Here is a 17488-nt window from a genome sequence, read left to right as displayed (position 1 = left end):
GAGAAGTGAGAAGTGAGAAGTGAGTAAGAGCAGAGCGGAAACGCTTTCGCCCACTTCTCACTCCTCCCCGCTCGCTCCTCGCTTGTACGGCGAGACATCCCCCGGCGGCCGGCGCTTGAAGCGGCGGTGGATCCACAGGTACTGGCTGGGCGCTTCGCGCACCATCGCCTCGATCTGGGCGTTCACGCGCGCGCTGTCGGCGGTGGCGTCGGAGGACGGGAAGTCCGCCAACGGCGCGCCCAGGCGCAACACGTAGTCGCCGCCTTCGCGGCGATGGAAGAACGGCACCACGGCGCAGCCGCTGAGGCGGGCGAACTGGTGGGTGGCGGTGATCGTCGCCGCCGGCACGCCGAAGAACGGCGCGAACACCGTGTCCTTGCCGCGCATGTCCTGGTCCGGCGCGTACCACAGGAAGCCGCCCTGCTTGAGGTGGCGCATGGCCGGACGGATCTCTTCGTTGGTGTACATGGCCGCGGCGTAGCGCAGACGTCCGCGCTTGACCGCCCACTCGAACACCGGGCTGCGGTGGCGACGGTACATGCCGGCCAGCGGCAGGTGGTCGCACATCAGCCGGCCGCACATCTCCAGGGTCATGAAGTGGCCGGAGATCAGCAGCACGCCGCGTCCCTGCGCGCGCACCTCGTCCAGCAGTTCCAGGCCCTCGATGCGCACCGTGCGCCGCATCGGCCCCACCGAGCCCCACCAGGCGCGCGCGAATTCGAACAGGCCGATGCCGAGGTCGCGGAAGCTCTCGCGCAGCATGCGCTCGCGCTCGGCCTCGCTCTTTTCGGGATAGCACAGGGCCAGGTTGATCCGCGCCGCGCGTCGGCGCTCGCCGGCCGCATGCAGGGCGAACGCGCCGAACAAGCGGCCCAGCCCGCGTTGCAGGGACCAGGGCAGACGCGCGCCCAGGCACATGCCGGCCAGGGCCAGCCACATCGGCCAATGGCGGGGACCGCGCGGGGGAGGGGGCAGCGGGGTTGCGCTCATGCACGCTAGTTTAGAGGGATGAGGACGAAACGCGGCCACGGACCGGCGCCGCGCGTGCGCAAAAGCTGGCCAATCGCGGCCGTGGCCGCCGTTTCGCGCGGCCGATGGGCGTGGCGCGGGCGCGGAACGCTTATCCTTGGCGCATGCAGAGGGACTATATCGAGCGCCTGTTGCGCGGCCTGTACTCGGTCGCGCTATACCTATTGGCGCCGGTCACGGTCTACCACCTGATCTGGCGCGGTTTTCGCCAGCCGGCCTATTTTCAGCGCTGGCTGGAGCGCTACGCGATCTATCGCGGCCCCGCCCACAGTCGCACGCTGTGGCTGCATGCGGTCTCGGTGGGCGAGGTCAACGCCGCGATCCCGCTGGTCAACGCCTTGCGCCGCGGCCGCCCCGATTTGCGCCTGCTGGTGACCACGATCACCCCGACCGGATCGGACCGCGCGCGCGCGGCCTGGGGCGACGGCGTCGAGCACGTCTATCTGCCCTACGACCTGCCCGGCGCGGTCTCGCGTTTCCTCCAGCACCACCGCCCCTGCGCGGCGCTGATCATGGAGACCGAGCTCTGGCCCAGCCTGCTGTTCGGCTGCCGCGATCGCGGCATTCCGACCTACATCGTCAACGCGCGCCTGTCCGAGCGCTCGCTGCGCGGTTATCGGGTGCTGGCGCCGCTGGTCGCGCGCGCGCTACGCACCGTGCGCGCGGTCGCGGCGCAGTCGCGCGCCGACGGCGAGCGCTTCGTGCGCCTGGGCGCGCGGCCGGAGCAGATCGTCGAGACCGGCAACCTCAAGTTCGACGTCAACGTGCCCGAGGCGCTGGACGAATTCGCCGCCGAATGCCGCCGTCACAGCGGTGCGCGCCCGGTCTGGATCGCGGCCAGCACGCACGAGGACGAGGAGGCGGCGGTGATCGCCATCCATCGCCGTCTGCGCGCGCGCTTCCCGGAGCTGCTGCTGTTGTGGGCGCCGCGCCATCCGGAGCGGTTCCGGGTGGTCGCCGAATCCGCGCGCGCGATCGGTTGGACGGTATCGACGCGCTCGCGCATGCGTTGGCCGCAACGCGGCGACGACGTGTTCGTGATCGACACCCTGGGCGAGCTGATGTGCTTCTACGCCGGCGCCGACGTCGCCTTCGTCGGCGGCAGCCTGCAGGCGATCGGCGGCCACAACCTGTTGGAACCGGCCGCCACCGGCACGCCCATCGTGACCGGCCCGCACCTGCACAATTTCGTCGAGATCGCCGAGCGCCTGCAGGCCGCCGGCGCGCTGCGCATCGGCGACGACGCCGACGCGGTGCAGCGCGAGCTCGAGCGCCTGCTATCCGACCCCGAGCAGCGCGCGCAGATGGTCGCGGCCGGCCGCGCCCTGGTCGAACTCGGGCGCGGCGCGCTGGCCAAGACCATCGCCCTGTTGCAACCGGCGCTGCCGCCGCAGGCTTGAGTTTCTGGGAGCGTGTATTCCCGCGACTCCGGTCGAAGGCGCATCGCGGCTTACGCCGCTCCCACAGACAGCGAATTCGCTCCGTAGGATGCGGTGAGCGCAGCGAACCGCATCATCGCCATCGCCAAGATCGCGTCGGCGACGCGATGCGCCTTGCGAACGCGCAAAAGAAAACCGCCGGGCGGGCCGGCGGTTTTCGTGTCGCCTCGAGCGGGCGTCGGAATCAGCCGCCGCTGGGCTCGAACTTGGCCGCCGGTTCGGCGGTCAGCAGGCGGTTGATGTCCTGCACGTCGGCCACGTCCAGCGTACCGGCAGCCTGTTCCAGCAACAGACGGTTCTGCAGGTAGTTGTACTTGGCCTGCGCGTAGGCCTGCTGCGCGGTGAACAGGTTCTGCTGGTTGATCAACACGTCCAGCACGGTGCGGGTACCGACTTCCAGGCCGACCTGGGAGGCCTCGTAGGCGCTGCGCGCCGAGACCAGCGCCAGACGGCGGGCTTCGACTTCGCTGACGCCGGCGACCAGGGTCTGGTAGGCGTTGCGGGCGTTGCGCACCAGGGCGCGCTTCTGCTGCTCAAGCTCGTCGCTGGCGACATCGCGCGTGGCCAGGGCCTGGCGCACGCCGGACTGGGTCGCGCCGCCGGCGAAGATCGGCACCGACAGGGTGATGCCCAGGCTGGGGCCGCGGCCTTCGCTGTCGCTTTCGAAGGTGTTGCCGCCGAAGGTGCGGTCGGTCCAGGTCTTGCTCTTGTCGTAGCCGCCGGTCAGATACAGGGTCGGCCAGTGGCCGGAGCGCGCGGTCTCGACGTCGGCTTCGGCCGACTGCACCTGAAACTGCTTGGCGCGCAGGGACGGGTTGTTCTCGATCGCGGTTTGGACCCAGCCGTCGACGCCCTGCGATTCCGGCAGCGCCGGCTTGAAGTCGTCCGGCAGGCCCTTGAGGTTGCGGATCGGCTGGCCGGTGATTTCGCTCAGCGCCTGGTAGGCGTCCTCGACCGCGTTGCGCACCAGGATGGTGTTGGCGCGGGCGTTGTCGTATTGGGCGCGGGCTTCGTGCACGTCGGTGATCGGCGCCAGGCCGACTTCCAGGCGCTTGGAGGCGTAGTCGAACTGCTTCTTCAGCGCGGTCTCGGCGGCCTCGGCCGCGGCCAGGGTCTCCAGCTGCACCAACACGTTGAAGTAGGCGGCCGAGGTGCGCGTGATCAGGGTGTCGCCGGCGGACTCGAGCTGAAAGTCGCTGGCCTGGCTGAGCGCGTTGCGGCTCTTGAGCGTGGTGAAGCGGCTGCGGTCGTAGATCATCTGCCGCAGGTCGACGCCGTAGCTGCGCGAGGTCGTCTCGGTGGTCAGATTGCCGGCGACCTCGACCGGATTGGTCGGATCACTATTGTCGGTGAAGCTGGGCGCGGTGTTGCGCGACTTGCTGAGCGTGGCCGAACCGGTCAGCGACGGCAGCATCGCCGCGCGGGCCTGCACCGCGCCTTCCTTGGTGGCCAGGCGGCTGGATTCGGCGGCCGACAACTGCGGGTCGCCGTTGCGGGCCAGCTCGTAGGTCTGCAGCAGGTCTTCCGCCGAAGCGACGGCCGGCAGCAGGGCGACAACGAGGGCGAGAACGAGTGGGCGGCGGATCATGCGGCTTCCTTGACGTTCGGTTCAGAACTCGAAGACGGGCGCGGGCGCCGCGCCGACGAGATAGGGTAGGTCGGTTTCGAACAACGATTGGATGCGGCGAGCGTTGACTTCGTTGCGCACCAGCACCGCTTCCATCGCCGGCGACCGGCCGCGGACCACGAACAGGCGTCCGTCCGGCTGCAGCCAGTCGAAGAAGTGTTGCGGAATTTCGGCGACCGCGCCGGTGACGCAGATAGCGTTGTAGCGGCGCTCGCTACGCCAGGCGTAGGCGTCGGCCAGCACCACCTGGGCGTTCTCCACCGACTGCTCGGACAGGCGCGCGCGGGCGGCGTCGGCGAGGTCGGCGTGGATCTCCAGGCTGGTCACTTCGCGCGCCAGGCGGCCCAGGCAGGCGGTCAGATAGCCGCTGCCGGTGCCGATCTCGAGCACGTCGTCGGTGGGGTCCAGCTCCAGCGAATGCAGGGTGCGGCCTTCCAGCACCGGCTTCATGGCGAATTCGCCATGGCCCAGCGGCAGGGACAGATCGGCATAGGCCAGGTTGCGGTGCTCGGCGGAGACGAAGGCCTCGCGCGGCAGCGTCGCCAGCACGTCGAGTACGCGCGGGTCGAGCACGTCCCAGGGCCGAACTTGTTGTTCGACCATCAGTTCACGTGCTTTGGCGTAATCGATCGTAGTCATTGGTTCGTGGTCTCGCGCGGGGAACGTCGGTCGAAATGCAGGCTAGAGCCGACAATTCTACCGGTCTGGCGCGGCAGCCGGTGGATACAGGATGGCGGTTGCGGGCGTACGGGGCTGAGTGCCGGAAGTCACCAAGACCGTCGTCATTCGCGCTCCCGCCCGGGCCTGGGTTCTATCCATGGGACGCGGAACGGGCGTAGGCGCGCAGGAACAGGTCCACCGAGGCCTGCAGGTGGGCATCGATCTGGGACGCGTCGAAGTCGCAACCGAACACCAGTTGCGCGTGCGGTTCGCCCTTGAGCAGGGCGAAGAACTGCCCGGCGGCGCGCTCGACGTCGTCGATCCGCAGCTCGCCGGCGACGATGCGCCGGCGCAGCAGGGCCGCGAATTCCTGGTGCACGCGCTGCGGGCCGGCTTCCCAGAACATCTGCGGCAGCGGCGAGCCGGCCAGCTGCGGCGAGCACAGGATGCGATGGCCCTGGACCGCCTCGGGCGCACTGACCATGGCCCAGAACGCCTGCGCGATGGTCATCAGGCGCTCGCGCAGCGGGGTCGCCGGCGAGGGCTCGAACAGCAGCGGCGGCAGGTGGCGCTCGCAATAGGTCTTGATGGCCTCGGCGAACAGGGCCTCCTTGTCGCCGAAATGGCTGTAGACGGTGAGCTTGGAGACCCCGGCCTCGGCCGCGATCTGATCCATGCTGGTGGCGTCGAAGCCGGCCTGGGTGAACATTTTCGAGGCCGCATCGAGGATGGCGGCGCGCTTGCTCAGGTCCTTGGGGCGGCCCGGACCGGCGGGTTTGGCGGTCTCGGGCGGGGGCAGGGTTTTGCGTGAGGCGGTCATGCGCGGAATACTAGACTAACGGGTTCGATATTTATACAGTACCGCCAGGTACATTAATTATCCCTGAGGTCACCCGCGATGCGCAGCCGCACTTCCTCCCCCGGATTGGCGTTTTCCAGCGCCGTTCTGATGCTGGCGTTGGCGGCTTGCGGCCGCGATGCTCCCGCGCCCGAAGCGGCCCGGCCGGTGCTGGTGACCCACCCCGGCGCCGGCCAGACCGGCGTGACCGCCTTCGCCGGCGAAGTCCGCGCCCGCCAGGAAAGCCCGCTGTCGTTCCGGGTCGGCGGCAATCTGGTCGAGCGTCGGGTCGATGTCGGTGCCCACGTCGCCGCCGGCGACCTGCTCGCGGTGCTGGACCCGGGCGATCTGCAGGCGCAGTCGCGCGCTGCCCAGGCCCAATTGGCCGCGGCCGAGGCCGAACTCGGCCGCGCGCGCGCCGACCAGCAGCGTTTCGCCCGCCTCGCCGACGATCAACTGGTCAGTCGCTCCAGCCTGGACGCGCAGAACGCCGCGGCCAAGGCCGCGCAGGGCCAGGTCAACGCCGCCCGCGCCAACCTGGACGTGGCGCGCAACCAGGCTCAGTACACCCAATTGCGCGCGCCGCACGCGGGCGTGATCGCCACGCGCAGCGCCGAGGCCGGGCAGGTGGTCGCGGCCGGCCAGCAGGTGTTCGGCCTGGCCGCCGACGGCGTGCGCGAAATCGCGTTCGCGATACCCGAAGGCGCGATCGCGCAGTACAAGACCGGCCGCGAGGTGATGGTCGAGCTGTGGTCGCAACCGGGCCAGCGCTGGCCGGGCCGGGTGCGCGAGATCGCGCCGGCCGCCGACCCGGCCTCGCGCACCTATGCCGCGCGGGTCGCGGTCGAGGCGCCGGAAGGCAGCCTCGAACTCGGTCAGAGCGCGCGCGTCTACATCGTCCAGGACGGCAATGGCGGTGCGGGGTTGAGCGTGCCGCTGTCGGCGCTGCAGCGCGACAAGGGCGTGCCGACGGTGTTCGTGGTCGACCCCAAAACCTCGACCCTGAAGTTGGTGCCGGTGCAGATCGGCGCCTACGGCGAGGATCGCGTGCCGGTCACGAGCGGCCTGAGCGCGAACGACTGGGTGGTCGCCGCCGGCGGTCATCTGGTGCGTGCGGGTCAGAAGGTGGTGGCGGTGGATCGAGACAATCGACCCGTCAAACCGTAGTCCCCGAAGTGAACGCGACCCGATCGCCATTGAGCTGCCCGATGCGAATCCCGCTCGGCACCTTCGCCCTTCCCTCGCTCGCGGGGGAAGGGATGGGATGGGGGCGCGCCGCCGCGACACGCGTCGTACCGCATCCGTCCGCTCTCACCTCAACCCCTCTCCCGCAAGCGGGAGAGGGGCGACTCATTCAACGCTGAGCCTCTCTCATGCGCTTCAATCTCTCCGAATGGGCGCTGCGTCACCGCAGCCTGATCGTCTACGCAATGCTGGTGGCGGCGATCGCCGGCACCTTCTCTTATCTGCGTCTGGGCCGCAGCGAGGACCCGGCGTTCACCTTCAAGGTCATGGTGATCCGGACCCTGTGGCCGGGCGCCACCGCCGACGAGGTATCGCGCCAGGTCACCGAGCGCATCGAGAAGAAGCTGATGGAGACTGGCCAGTACGAGTTCATCCGCTCGTACTCGCGCGCCGGCGAGTCGCAGGTGATCTTCGGCGCGCGCGACTCGATGCACTCGAAGGACATCCAGCCGCTGTGGTACCAGGTGCGTAAGAAGGTCGGCGATATCCGCGCCACGCTGCCCAGCGACGTGGTCGGGCCGTTCTTCAACGACGAGTTCGGCGACACCTTCGGCAATATCTATGCCTTGACCGGCAAGGGCTTCGACTACGCCGTACTCAAGGACTACGCCGAGCGCGTGCAACTGGCCCTGCAGGACCAGGCCGACGTCGGCAAGATCGAGCTGTTCGGCGTGCAGGACGAGAAGATCTGGGTCGAGCTGTCGAACGTGAAGCTGGCGACCCTGGGCGTGCCGGCCAACGCGGTCGGCGAGGCCCTGAATCAGCAGAACGCGCTGGCCCCGGCCGGCTTCTTCGAAACCGGCAGCAACCGCGTGGCGCTGCGCGTCGGCGGGCAGTTCAAGACCGTCGAGGAAATCCGCGAATTCCCGATCCGGGTCGGCGACCGCACCTTCCGCCTCGGCGACGTCGCCGAGGTGCGCCGCGGCTTCTCCGATCCGCCCGCGCCGCGCATGCGCTTCATGGGCGAGGACGCGATCGGCATCGGCGTGTCGATGAAGGAGGGCGGCGACATCCTCAAGCTGGGCAAGACCCTGGAGACCGAGTTCGCGCGCCTGCAGAAGACCCTGCCGGCGGGCATGGAGCTGCGCAAGGTCGCCGACCAGCCGGCCGCGGTCGATGCGTCGGTGGGCGAGTTCGTGCGCGTGCTGGCCGAGGCGGTGCTGATCGTGCTGCTGGTCAGCTTCTTCTCGCTGGGTTGGCGCACCGGCCTGGTGGTGGCGCTGTCGATTCCGCTGGTGCTGGCGATGACCTTCGCCGCCATGCAGTTCTTCGGCGTCGGCCTGCACAAGATTTCGCTGGGCGCGCTGGTGTTGGCGCTGGGCCTGCTGGTGGACGACGCGATCATCGCCGTCGAGATGATGGCGATCAAGATGGAGCAGGGCTTCGACCGCATCCGCGCGGCCGCATTCGCCTGGGACAGCACCGCCTTCCCGATGCTCACCGGCACCCTGATCACCGCCGCCGGCTTCCTGCCGATCGCGACCGCGGCCTCCGGCACCGGCGAGTACACGCGCTCGCTGTTCCAGGTGGTCACGATCGCGTTGCTGGTGTCGTGGATCGCCGCGGTCGCGTTCATCCCCTACCTGGGCGACAAGTTGCTGCCCGACCACGGCCATGCGGCCGCGCCCAAGCCCGGCTCGCTGGTCGCGCGCTGGCATGCGCAACGCGCGCGCTGGGCCGAGCGTCTAAGCGCGCGCTCGGGTGCGGGCGCGCTGGCGGAGTTCATCGCCCCCACGCCGCACGACGGCAAGGATCACGATCCCTACGCCAGCAAGTTCTATACGCGCTTCCGCAACTGGGTGACCTGGTGCGTGCGCCGCCGCTGGCTGGTGATCGGGATCACCGTGGCCGCGTTCTTCCTGTCGGTGTTCATGTTCCGCTTCGTGCCGCAGCAGTTCTTCCCGGATTCGGTGCGTCCGGAGCTGATGGTGGACATGGAGCTGGCCGAGGGCAGCTCGCTGCGTCAGACCGCCGAACAGGCCCAGCGTCTGGAAGCTCTGCTCAAGCAGCGCAAGGACCTGGTCAACTACGTGTCCTACGTCGGCACCGGTTCGCCGCGCTTCTATCTGCCGCTGGACCAGCAGCTGCCGTCGGCCAACTTCGCCCAGTTCGTGTTGATGCCCAAGGACGTGGCCGCGCGCGAAGCGATCCGCGAGTGGGTGATCAAGGACGTGGTGCCGCGCTTCCCCGACCTGCAGCTGCGCGTAACCCGCTTGGAGAACGGTCCGCCGGTCGGCTACCCGGTGCAGTTCCGCGTCTCAGGCGAGCACATCGACCGCGTACGCGCGATCGCTTATCAGGTGCGCGAGAAGATCCGTGCCAACCCGCACGTGACCAACGTGAACCTGGACTGGGACGAGCCGAACAAGGTGGTGCGCCTGCAGGTGGACCAGGAACGCGCGCGCGCGCTGGGCGTGACCTCGGCGCAGCTGTCGCAGTTCCTGTCCAGTTCGCTGTCGGGCTCGCACATCAGCACCTACCGCGAGGGCAACGAACTGATCGAGATGCTGCTGCGCGGCCCCACCGAGGAGCGTCTGCAGTTGAGCATGCTGGGCAGCCTGATGGTGCCGACCAGCAACGGCCGCGCGGTGCCGCTGACCCAGATCGCCACGCTCGAGTACGGTTTCGAGGAGGGCATCATCTGGCACCGCGACCGCCAGCCGACCATTACGGTGCGCGCCGACATCTACGACGGCACCCAGCCGGCGACGGTGATGGGCCAGATCTCGCCGACCCTGGACGCGCTGCGTGCGCAGCTGCCTTACGCCTACTCGATCGATGTCGGCGGCAGCGTCGAGGACTCGGCGCGCGGCCAGAATTCGATCATCGCCGGCGTGCCGCTGTTCGTGTTCGCGGTGTTCACCTTGCTGATGCTGCAGCTGCGCAGTTTCTCGCGCAGTTTCATGGTGCTGCTGACGGCGCCGCTGGGCCTGATCGGTGTGACCCTGTTCCTGCTGGTGTTCCGGGTGCCGTTCGGTTTCGTGGCGATGCTGGGCACGATCGCGTTGTCGGGCATGATCATGCGCAATTCGGTGATCCTGGTCGATCAGATCGAGCAGGACCGTGCGGACGGGCATGAGCCGTGGCGGGCGATCGTGGAGGCGACGGTGCGGCGTTTCCGGCCGATCGTGTTGACGGCGCTGGCGGCGATCCTGGCGATGATTCCGCTGTCGCGCAGTGCGTTCTTCGGGCCGATGGCGGTGGCGATCATGGGCGGTCTGATGGTGGCGACGCTGTTGACGCTGTTGTTCCTGCCGGCGCTGTATGCGGCGTGGTTCAAGGTGAAGGCGCCGGGGGCGGGGGCGTAAGCCCGCGGTCTCTATCCCCTCTCCCGCTCTTTGCATCTAGCTCCCTCCTTTGGAAAAGGAGGGTTGGGGAGGATTTGCTTTTGCTGTTGCTTCGTCCGCTTCGGCTCGAAGGTCAAAGGCTTCCGCCTGCTGCGCATGCGGGTCACTTTCTCTTGCTAGCCCAAGAGAAAGTGACGTTCGGTGCCTGCGCCGGGATTTTTCGAATGGACATCCCTGTCCATTCGAAAAACGGCGCGCGTCCTGCGCGCCGCCCTTCGGGTCTACGGTTGGTCGTGTGAGTGCGTTGCTTTTGGATTTGAATGCAACGGCAACGGCAACGGCAACGGCAACGGCAACGGCAACGGCAAACGCAACCGAAACTGCAACCGTGGTTGGTCTATTCAAGGCCAGGGCTGCACGTTCGAATGCGCAGCCCCGCACTCAGTCGCGTAGCTCCGCGATCTGACAAGGCAGCTCCAGCTGCGCGAGTACCGCCGCCGTCACCTCGGCCGTGCTGGCGCCGCGGCCGTTCGGAGCGAGGTCGGCGCTGAGGACGCCGCGTTCCAGTACCGCCGCCACCGCTTGTTCGATGCGGTCGGCTTCGTCGCTCAAACCCAGCGAGTGGCGCAGCAGCATCGCTGCGCTGAGGATGGTGCCGACCGGGTTGGCGATGCCGCGGCCGGCGATGTCGGGGGCGGAGCCGTGGATGGGCTCGTAGAGGCCGACCTTGCCTTCGCCCAGCGAGGCCGAGGGCAGCAGGCCCAGCGAGCCGGCCAGCATCGAGGCTTCGTCGGTGAGGATGTCGCCGAACATGTTCTCGGTCACGATCACGTCGAAGGCGCGCGGCTTGGCGATCAAATGCATCGCCATCGAATCGACCAGCTGGTGTTCCAGGGTCACGTCCGGGAACTCGTCGCGGGCGACGCGAGTGGCGACTTCGCGCCACAGACGCGAGGTCTCCAGCACGTTGGCCTTGTCCACCGAGACCACATGTCCGCGGCGACCGCGCGCGAGCGCGCAGGCGCGGCGCACCACGCGTTCGATCTCGGCCACGCTGTATTCGCACAGGTCGCTGGCGCTGTCGGCGCTGCGCTGCTTCTGGCCGAAGTAGATGCCGCCGGTGAGCTCGCGCACCACCAGCAGGTCGACGCCGGCCAGCAGGTGCGGCTTGATCGGCGAGGCGCCCAGGGTGGCTGCGTGCGGTTTCACCGGGCGCAGGTTGGCGTACAGGCCCAGGCCTTTGCGCAGGGCCAGCAGGCCTTGTTCGGGACGTACTTTCGCTTTGGGGTCCGACCACTTCGGCCCGCCGACCGCGCCCAGCAGCACGGCGTCGGCCTTGCGGCAGGCGGCCAGCGTGGCTTCGGGCAGGGGCTCGCCGGTGGCGTCGATGGCGGCGCCGCCGATCGGGTGCTCGCGCAGCGCGAAGGCGTGGCCGTAGCGGCGGCCGACCGTGCGCAGCACTTCGACCGCGGCGGCGGTGACTTCGGGGCCGATGCCGTCGCCCGGCAATACGACGATCTCAGCGTGCATGACGCAGTTCCTCATAACGTTGGATGGCGGTTTGTTGTTTGAGCAGATAGCCCAGCTGGTCCACGCCTTCGAGCAGACAGGTCTGGGCGAACGCGTCCAGCGGGAACTGCACGCGGCGGCCGCCGGGCAGGATCACGCTGCGGCTGGCGACGTCGACGGACAATTCGATGCCGGGACGATCCAGCAACTCGTCGACCACATCGCTGTCGAGCACGATCGGCAGCAGGCCGTTCTTGAGCGCGTTGCTGCGGAAGATGTCGGCGATCTCGGTGCTGATCACCGCGCGCAGGCCCAGGTCGGTCAAGGCCCAGGGCGCGTGCTCGCGCGAGGAACCGCAGCCGAAGTTGCGCCCCGCGACCAGGATCTGCGCGCCGGCGTTCTCGGGTCGATTGAAGACGAACTCGGGATTGGGCGAGCCGTCGGCGAGGTAGCGCCAGTCGTTGAAGGCGTAGCGCCCCAGGCCCTGGCGCTGCGTGGTGGTGAGAAAGCGCGCGGGGATGATCTGGTCGGTGTCGATATTGCGCTCGCGCAGGACCACGGTGCGCGAGGTCAGTTCGGTGAATGCGCTCATCACGCGGCCTCCGTGGCGACGGCTTGCAGGTAGGCGCGTGGGTCGGTGACCTCGCCCGCGATCGCGCAGGCGGCCGCGGTCAGCGGCGAGGCCAGCAGCGTGCGCGCGCCCTTGCCCTGGCGGCCCTCGAAATTGCGGTTGCTGGTGGAGACCGCGAGCTGGCCCGGGCCGACCAGATCGCCGTTCATGGCGATGCACATCGAGCAGCCCGGCTCGCGCCACTCGGCGCCGGCCGCGCGCACGATGCGGTCGATGCCCTCGGCCTCGGCTTCGCGCTTGACCTGTTCGGAACCCGGCACCACCAGCATGCGCACGCGCGGGTGCACGCGCCGGCCCTGCAGCACCTGCGCGGCCTGACGCAGGTCGGTGAGGCGCGAATTGGTGCAGCTGCCGACGAACACCACGTCCACCGGCGCGCCGGCCAATGCCGCGCCGCCGCTCAGGCCCATGTAGGCCAGCGCCTTGGCGGCGTCGGCGTCCTGCGCGATCGGCAGCTGCGCGTCGACCGCGGCGACCTGGCCGGGGTGGGTGCCCCAGGTCAGGGTGGGTTTGATCGTGCTGGCGTCGATATGCACTTCGCGATCGAAGCGCGCGCCCTCGTCGCCGACGAACTCGCGCCAGCGCGCGACCGCGCGTTCGAAGTCCGCGCCCTGCGGCGCACGCGGGGTCGCGGCCAGGTAGTCGTAGGTGACCTGGTCGGGCGCGATCAGGCCGGCGCGCGCGCCGGCTTCGATCGACATGTTGCATACCGTCATGCGCTCGTCCATCGACAGCGCGCGCACGGTAGAGCCGCGGTACTCGATCACCTGGCCGGTGCCGCCGTTGACGCCGATCTCGCCGATCACGTGCAGGATCAGGTCCTTGGCGCCGACGCCGGGCGCGAGCTCGCCTTCGATGTTGATCGCCAGGGTGCGCGGCTTGCGCTGCAACAGGCACTGGGTGGCCAGCACGTGGCCGACCTCGCTGGTGCCGATGCCGAACGCGAGCGCGCCGAACGCGCCGTGGGTGGCGGTGTGGCTGTCGCCGCAGACGATGGTCATGCCGGGCTGGGTCAGGCCCAGTTCCGGGCCGATCACGTGCACGATGCCGCGGTGCGGACTGTCGTAGTCGAACAACTCGATGTCGTGGCGCGCGCAATTGCGGCGCAGGGTATCGACCTGACGCTCGGCCTCGTCGGTGTAGTAGGGCAGACGGCCGTCGGCGCCGCGCGGCAGGGTCGGCGTGGAATGGTCGAGGGTGCCCTTGGTCAGGTCCGGCCGGCGCGGCGACAGGCCGCGCGATTCGAGCTCGGCGAAGGCCTGTGGGGTGGTGACCTCGTGGATCAGGTGCAGGTCGATGTAGAGCACGGCGGGCACGGCCTCGGTCTCGGGCGTGACCAGGTGGGCGTCCCACAGTTTGTCGAACAGGGTTCTGGGTGCGGTCATGGTGGGGTATGGGGCTTCGATGTTGAGCGGCTGTTGCGTTGGCGGGAGCGGTTCGGGGTGTGGGGCGCTGTGCGGAGGCGTCGTCGTGGCTGCTTGGCGCGTGCCCTCACCCCAACCCCTCTCCTGCAGGCGGGAGAGGGGCTCTTAGGCGGTGGCGGCTAAGCGCTGCGGGGGCTGCTGCTGGGTGCGCAGCACGCGGTTGGCGATCTCCAGCCAGGCCAACGCACTGGCCTCGAGGATGTCGGTGCTGGTGCCCGAGCCGGTCAGTTCGACACCGTCCACGCGGGTGGTCACGCTGGCCTGGCCCTGGGCGTCGTCGCCGGTGGTCACGCTGGACACGTGGTAGCTGTCGATCTGCAGCTGCACGCCGGTCGCGCGCGCCAGCGCGGCGAACAGCGCGTGCACCGGGCCGTCGCCGACCGCGGCTTCGTTGATGGCGCCGCCGTCGGGATCGACCAGCTGCACGCTGGCGGTCGGCAGGCTGTCGCTGGCGATGCCGGTGCTGACATGCGCGCGCACCAGGCGATGGCCGCGCGCGGCGCGCGCGTCGGCGCCCAGCACCAGCGCTTCCAGGTCGGCGTCGAAGACTTCGCGCTTCTTCTCGGCCAGGGCCTTGAAGCTGGCGAACACCGCGTTCAGACGCGCCTCGTCGACGACGAAGCCCAGGGTTTGCAGGCGATCGCTGAGCGCGGCGCGGCCGCTGTGGCGGCCCAGTACCATCTGCGACTGTGCCCAGCCCACGTCCTCGGGATTCATGATCTCGTAGGTGCCGCGGTGCTTGAGCATGCCGTGCTGGTGAATGCCGGACTCGTGCGCGAACGCGTTCTGGCCGACGATGGCCTTGTTGCGTTGCACGGCCATGCCGGTGATGCGCGACAGCAGACGCGAGGTCGGCACCAGCCGGCGCGTGTCGATGCGGGTCTGGGCGTTGTAATAGCCGCCGCGCACGCGCAGCGCCATCACCAGCTCTTCCATCGCGCAGTTGCCGGCGCGTTCGCCGATGCCGTTGATGGTGCATTCGACCTGGCGCGCGCCGCCTTCGATCGCGGCCAGGCTGTTGGCCACGGCCAGGCCCAGGTCGTTGTGGCAATGGGCGCTGAAGATCGCGCGTTCGGCGTCGCGCACGTTCGCGCGCAGGTACTCGAACAGCGCGCGGATCTCGCTGGGGGTGGTGTAGCCGACGGTGTCGGGAATGTTCAGGGTGCGCGCGCCGGCGGCGAGTGCGGCGCCGCAGACCTCGGCCAGGAATTCCGGCTCGGTGCGCAGCGCGTCCTCGGCCGAGAACTCGACGTCGTCGACGTAACGGCGCGCCAGTTCGACGCCCATCACCGCGCGTTCCAGCACCTGCTCGCGGCTCAGGCCCAGTTTGTGTTCGCGATGCAGCGGGCTGGTCGAGATGAAGACGTGGATGCGCGGCTTGCCGGCGCCTTCCAGGGCGCGCGCGCAGGCCTCGATGTCGCCGACATGGCAGCGCGCCAGAGTGGCCAGGGTCGAGCCGCGCACTTCGCGCGCGATCGCCTGGGTGGCTTCGATTTCGGCGCCGGAGCTGGCCGGGAAGCCGGCTTCGATCACGTCCACGCCCAGTTCGGCCAGCGCATGCGCGAAGCGCAGCTTCTGGCTGGAGCTCATGCTGCAGCCGGGCGATTGCTCGCCGTCGCGCAGGCTGGTGTCGAAAATGGCGATGTGTTGCGGGGCGTGGTCTATGGGTACTACCGGCCCGGGCGACTCGTTCATGCGGGGACGTCCTCGATCAAAGTGGAATGCGGGGCAAGGGAGGGCGTGTGGGTCGTGCGCGCGGGCGGCGACGACCCGGATCTAAGTCGCGCCAGCCGGAAGATGTCGCTCTCGATGGCGGCCGCCTCGCGTGCGGGCGCCTCGCGGCTGCGTCGGCGCGGGCGTCGCGGTGCGCGCGGGCGCACCTCCGACAGCAGCTGCGCGAGCACGCCGGCGTCGAGGTTGCCGCCGGACACCACCGCGCATTTGCGCTTGCCGGCGATGCGGCGGCCGGCCGCCAGCGCGAGCGCGCCCGCGCCTTCGGCGATGATGTGTTCCTCCAAGGCCAGCCGCACCAACGTCTCGCGCAATTCGGCTTCGCGCACGATCACCACGTCGTCCAGCAGCGCGCTCAGCACGCGTTCGGTGAGACGGCCCGGATCCTTGACCCGCACGCCGTCGGCCAGGGTGGCGGCCGGTTCGATCAGGCGGCGGTCGCCGCGCAGGGCGCGCGCCATCGAATCCACGCCTTCGACCTGGGCGCCGATCACGCGCACGCGGCGCGCGGCCGCGCTGCCGCACAGCAGCTCCGACTTCAGCGCCAGGGCCACGCCGGCGGCCAGGCCGCCGCCGCCGATCGGCACCAGCAGCACGTCGGGCGCGAACGCGGCCAGCTCCAGCGCGACCGTGCCCTGGCCGGCGATCACGTCGGGGTCGTCGAAGGCCGACAGCAAACGGTAATCGTGTTGCTCGGCCAGCTCGATCGCGAAGGCCTTGGCCTCGTCGTAGCTGTCGCCGTGCAGGCGCACGGTGGCGCCCCAGTGGGCGACGCCGGCGATCTTGGTCTGTGGCGCGCAGCGCGGCATCACCGTGATCGCGTTGACGCCCAGGCGGTACGCGGCCCAGGCCAGGCCTTGGGCATGATTGCCGGCGGAGGCGGCGATCACGGTGCGGTGATCGCCGCGTTCGCGCGCGGCCAGCAGCGCGTTGAGCGCGCCGCGCACCTTGTAGGAGCCGGTGCGCTGCAGGTTTTCCAGCTTCAGCCAGCAGCCGAAGCGTTCGGCGTGATGCAACGGCGTCGGGTCCAGGTAGCGACGCAGGCGCGCCTGCGCCGCTAGCAGGTCGGCGGCGCTCACGGGTACCGCGCTGGCTACGTCGCCGTCCATGCGCTCAGACCGGCGTCAGCCACGCGCGGTAGCGCGGGTCTTCGCCGCGCACCACGCGCGCGTACTGCGCCGACAGCTCGCGGGTGACCGGGTTGTCGCCGAACTCGCGACGGTCCAGCACCGCGATCGGGGTGGCCTCGGCGGCGGTGCCGCAGACGAAGACCTCGTCGGCGTCCAGCAGTTCGTGCAGAGTGACCTCGCGCGACTCGGCACCGGACAGCGCGATCATGGTGTCGCGGGTGATGCCCGGCAGCGCGTCGCGGTGCTCGACCGAGGTGATCGCGCCGTTCTTGACCATGAACACGTTGGCGCCGGTGCACTCGACCACATAGCCCTTGTCGTCGGTGAACAGCGCTTCGTCGAAGCCGCGTTGCTTGGCTTCGCGCTTGGCCAGGATCGAATTGACGTAGGCGCCGCTGAGCTTCAGCGCCGGCAGCGAAGTAGCCGGGTTGCGCTTCCAGGGCGAGACCGTCAGGCGCGTGCGCGCGCCGCCCAGGTGCACCACCTTGGCCATGGTCGCGATCATCAGATGCTGGCTCAGCGGGTCCACGTCCAGGCCGATGGTGCCGGTGCCCATCCAGGTCAGCGGGCGGATGTAGGCGTCGCGATGGCCGTTCGCACGCAGGGTCTGCACGGTCGCGGCGCTGGCGCGTTCGACGTCGAAATCGATGCCGAACAGCTCGGCGCCCTTGCGCATGCGCTGCATATGCTCGGGCAGGCGGAACACCGCCGCGCCGCCGTCGGCGGTGGCGTAGCTGCGGATGCCTTCGAACACCGCGGTGCCGTAATGCATGGCATGGGTGGTCAGCGGCGCTTCCGGGGCATCGGCGGCGACGAATTCGCCGTCGAACCAGATCAGCGGCGTTTGCGTGTCCAGGCGCAGCGAGATGCTCGCCGGAGCGGTGGAGAGCATTGGAGAGTCCGCACATGGATGTGCGGGGTTCTGCGAGGGATTCGCA

13 protein-coding genes are annotated in these 17488 nt (G+C 69.4%); 3 read left to right on the top strand and 10 right to left on the bottom strand.

The annotated features are described in order from the left end of the window. Nucleotides 1-57: 57 nt before the first annotated feature. Nucleotides 58-990 carry an LpxL/LpxP family Kdo(2)-lipid IV(A) lauroyl/palmitoleoyl acyltransferase gene (gene lpxL, locus ASE35_RS12960; RefSeq protein WP_082611263.1) on the bottom strand — a complete coding sequence of 311 codons (933 nt, stop codon included), beginning with the start codon at nt 988-990 and terminating at the stop codon, nt 58-60. Nucleotides 991-1133: 143 nt separating this feature from the next. On the opposite strand from lpxL, the gene waaA reads away from it, so the two are divergent. Next, a complete protein-coding gene (gene waaA, locus ASE35_RS12955) occupies nt 1134-2429 on the top strand; it encodes a lipid IV(A) 3-deoxy-D-manno-octulosonic acid transferase (RefSeq protein WP_057161134.1) in 1296 nt (431 codons plus the stop codon). Nucleotides 2430-2652: 223 nt separating this feature from the next. Here the strand turns inward: waaA and ASE35_RS12950 are convergent, their stop codons facing one another. The 3 genes from ASE35_RS12950 to ASE35_RS12940 all read right to left on the bottom strand — a co-directional run bounded on the left by ASE35_RS12950 (nt 2653) and on the right by ASE35_RS12940 (nt 5575). Further along, a complete protein-coding gene (locus ASE35_RS12950) occupies nt 2653-4056 on the bottom strand; it encodes a TolC family outer membrane protein (RefSeq protein WP_056180250.1) in 1404 nt (467 codons plus the stop codon). A 21-nt stretch (nt 4057-4077) separates the two neighbouring features. Further along, nucleotides 4078-4734, bottom strand: a complete 657-nt coding sequence (locus ASE35_RS12945; protein WP_056180247.1) for a protein-L-isoaspartate O-methyltransferase — start codon at nt 4732-4734, stop codon at nt 4078-4080. 172 nt (nt 4735-4906) lie between these two features. Continuing rightward, nucleotides 4907-5575 (bottom strand): TetR/AcrR family transcriptional regulator, encoded by a 669-nt coding sequence (locus ASE35_RS12940; protein WP_057164131.1) that lies wholly within the window; start codon nt 5573-5575, stop codon nt 4907-4909. A 78-nt stretch (nt 5576-5653) separates the two neighbouring features. On the opposite strand from ASE35_RS12940, the gene ASE35_RS12935 reads away from it, so the two are divergent. Together ASE35_RS12935 and ASE35_RS12930 are read left to right on the top strand one after the other, a co-directional pair. Then, complete coding sequence (locus ASE35_RS12935; RefSeq protein WP_057164130.1) at nt 5654-6760, top strand: efflux RND transporter periplasmic adaptor subunit; 1107 nt, start codon at nt 5654-5656, stop codon at nt 6758-6760. A 206-nt stretch (nt 6761-6966) separates the two neighbouring features. Next, complete coding sequence (locus tag ASE35_RS12930) at nt 6967-10146, top strand: efflux RND transporter permease subunit (protein ID WP_057164129.1); 3180 nt, start codon at nt 6967-6969, stop codon at nt 10144-10146. Between the two features lie 420 nt (nt 10147-10566). Here the strand turns inward: ASE35_RS12930 and leuB are convergent, their stop codons facing one another. The 6 genes from leuB to ASE35_RS12900 form a co-directional block, all read right to left on the bottom strand. Continuing rightward, on the bottom strand, nt 10567-11655 hold the full coding sequence (gene leuB / locus ASE35_RS12925; RefSeq protein WP_057164128.1) for a 3-isopropylmalate dehydrogenase: 1089 nt from the start codon (nt 11653-11655) through the stop codon (nt 10567-10569). Beyond that, complete coding sequence (leuD, locus tag ASE35_RS12920; protein WP_057164127.1) at nt 11645-12226, bottom strand: 3-isopropylmalate dehydratase small subunit; 582 nt, start codon at nt 12224-12226, stop codon at nt 11645-11647. Before leuD ends, leuB begins: the two co-directional genes overlap by 11 nt. Continuing rightward, nucleotides 12226-13650: a 3-isopropylmalate dehydratase large subunit gene (gene leuC / locus ASE35_RS12915; protein ID WP_057164126.1), complete on the bottom strand. Its 1425-nt coding sequence runs from the start codon at nt 13648-13650 to the stop codon at nt 12226-12228. The genes leuD and leuC overlap by 1 nt, the downstream gene beginning before the upstream one ends. A gap of 144 nt (nt 13651-13794) precedes the next feature. After that, a complete protein-coding gene (locus ASE35_RS12910; RefSeq protein WP_056180224.1) occupies nt 13795-15384 on the bottom strand; it encodes a 2-isopropylmalate synthase in 1590 nt (529 codons plus the stop codon). After that, complete coding sequence (locus ASE35_RS12905) at nt 15381-16529, bottom strand: threonine dehydratase (RefSeq protein WP_056180221.1); 1149 nt, start codon at nt 16527-16529, stop codon at nt 15381-15383. The genes ASE35_RS12910 and ASE35_RS12905 overlap by 4 nt, the downstream gene beginning before the upstream one ends. Before the next feature lie 4 nt (nt 16530-16533). Continuing rightward, nucleotides 16534-17442 (bottom strand): aminotransferase class IV, encoded by a 909-nt coding sequence (locus ASE35_RS12900; RefSeq protein WP_057164125.1) that lies wholly within the window; start codon nt 17440-17442, stop codon nt 16534-16536. Between the last annotated feature and the right edge of the window lie 46 nt (nt 17443-17488).

The organism is Lysobacter sp. Root916, assembly GCF_001429785.1.
Taxonomy (GTDB): Bacteria; Pseudomonadota; Gammaproteobacteria; order Xanthomonadales; family Xanthomonadaceae; genus Lysobacter.
Note: the sequence above shows the minus strand (reverse complement) of the source record. Positions and strands in the feature narration are given on the sequence as shown.

Bases quoted from the DNA above. Each gene is read 5' to 3' on its own strand.
- ASE35_RS12950 (WP_056180250.1), bottom strand. From the start codon at position 4,056: ATGATCCGCCGCCCACTCGTTCTCGCCCTCGTTGTCGCCCTGCTGCCG.
- ASE35_RS12930 (WP_057164129.1), top strand. From the start codon at position 6,967: ATGCGCTTCAATCTCTCCGAATGGGCGCTGCGTCACCGCAGCCTGATC.
- ASE35_RS12905 (WP_056180221.1), bottom strand. From the start codon at position 16,529: ATGGACGGCGACGTAGCCAGCGCGGTACCCGTGAGCGCCGCCGACCTG.
- leuC (WP_057164126.1), bottom strand. From the start codon at position 13,650: ATGACCGCACCCAGAACCCTGTTCGACAAACTGTGGGACGCCCACCTG.
- leuB (WP_057164128.1), bottom strand. From the start codon at position 11,655: ATGCACGCTGAGATCGTCGTATTGCCGGGCGACGGCATCGGCCCCGAA.
- leuD (WP_057164127.1), bottom strand. From the start codon at position 12,226: ATGAGCGCATTCACCGAACTGACCTCGCGCACCGTGGTCCTGCGCGAG.
- ASE35_RS12940 (WP_057164131.1), bottom strand. From the start codon at position 5,575: ATGACCGCCTCACGCAAAACCCTGCCCCCGCCCGAGACCGCCAAACCC.
- ASE35_RS12935 (WP_057164130.1), top strand. From the start codon at position 5,654: ATGCGCAGCCGCACTTCCTCCCCCGGATTGGCGTTTTCCAGCGCCGTT.
- lpxL (WP_082611263.1), bottom strand. From the start codon at position 990: ATGAGCGCAACCCCGCTGCCCCCTCCCCCGCGCGGTCCCCGCCATTGG.
- waaA (WP_057161134.1), top strand. From the start codon at position 1,134: ATGCAGAGGGACTATATCGAGCGCCTGTTGCGCGGCCTGTACTCGGTC.
- ASE35_RS12900 (WP_057164125.1), bottom strand. From the start codon at position 17,442: ATGCTCTCCACCGCTCCGGCGAGCATCTCGCTGCGCCTGGACACGCAA.
- ASE35_RS12910 (WP_056180224.1), bottom strand. From the start codon at position 15,384: ATGAACGAGTCGCCCGGGCCGGTAGTACCCATAGACCACGCCCCGCAA.
- ASE35_RS12945 (WP_056180247.1), bottom strand. From the start codon at position 4,734: ATGACTACGATCGATTACGCCAAAGCACGTGAACTGATGGTCGAACAA.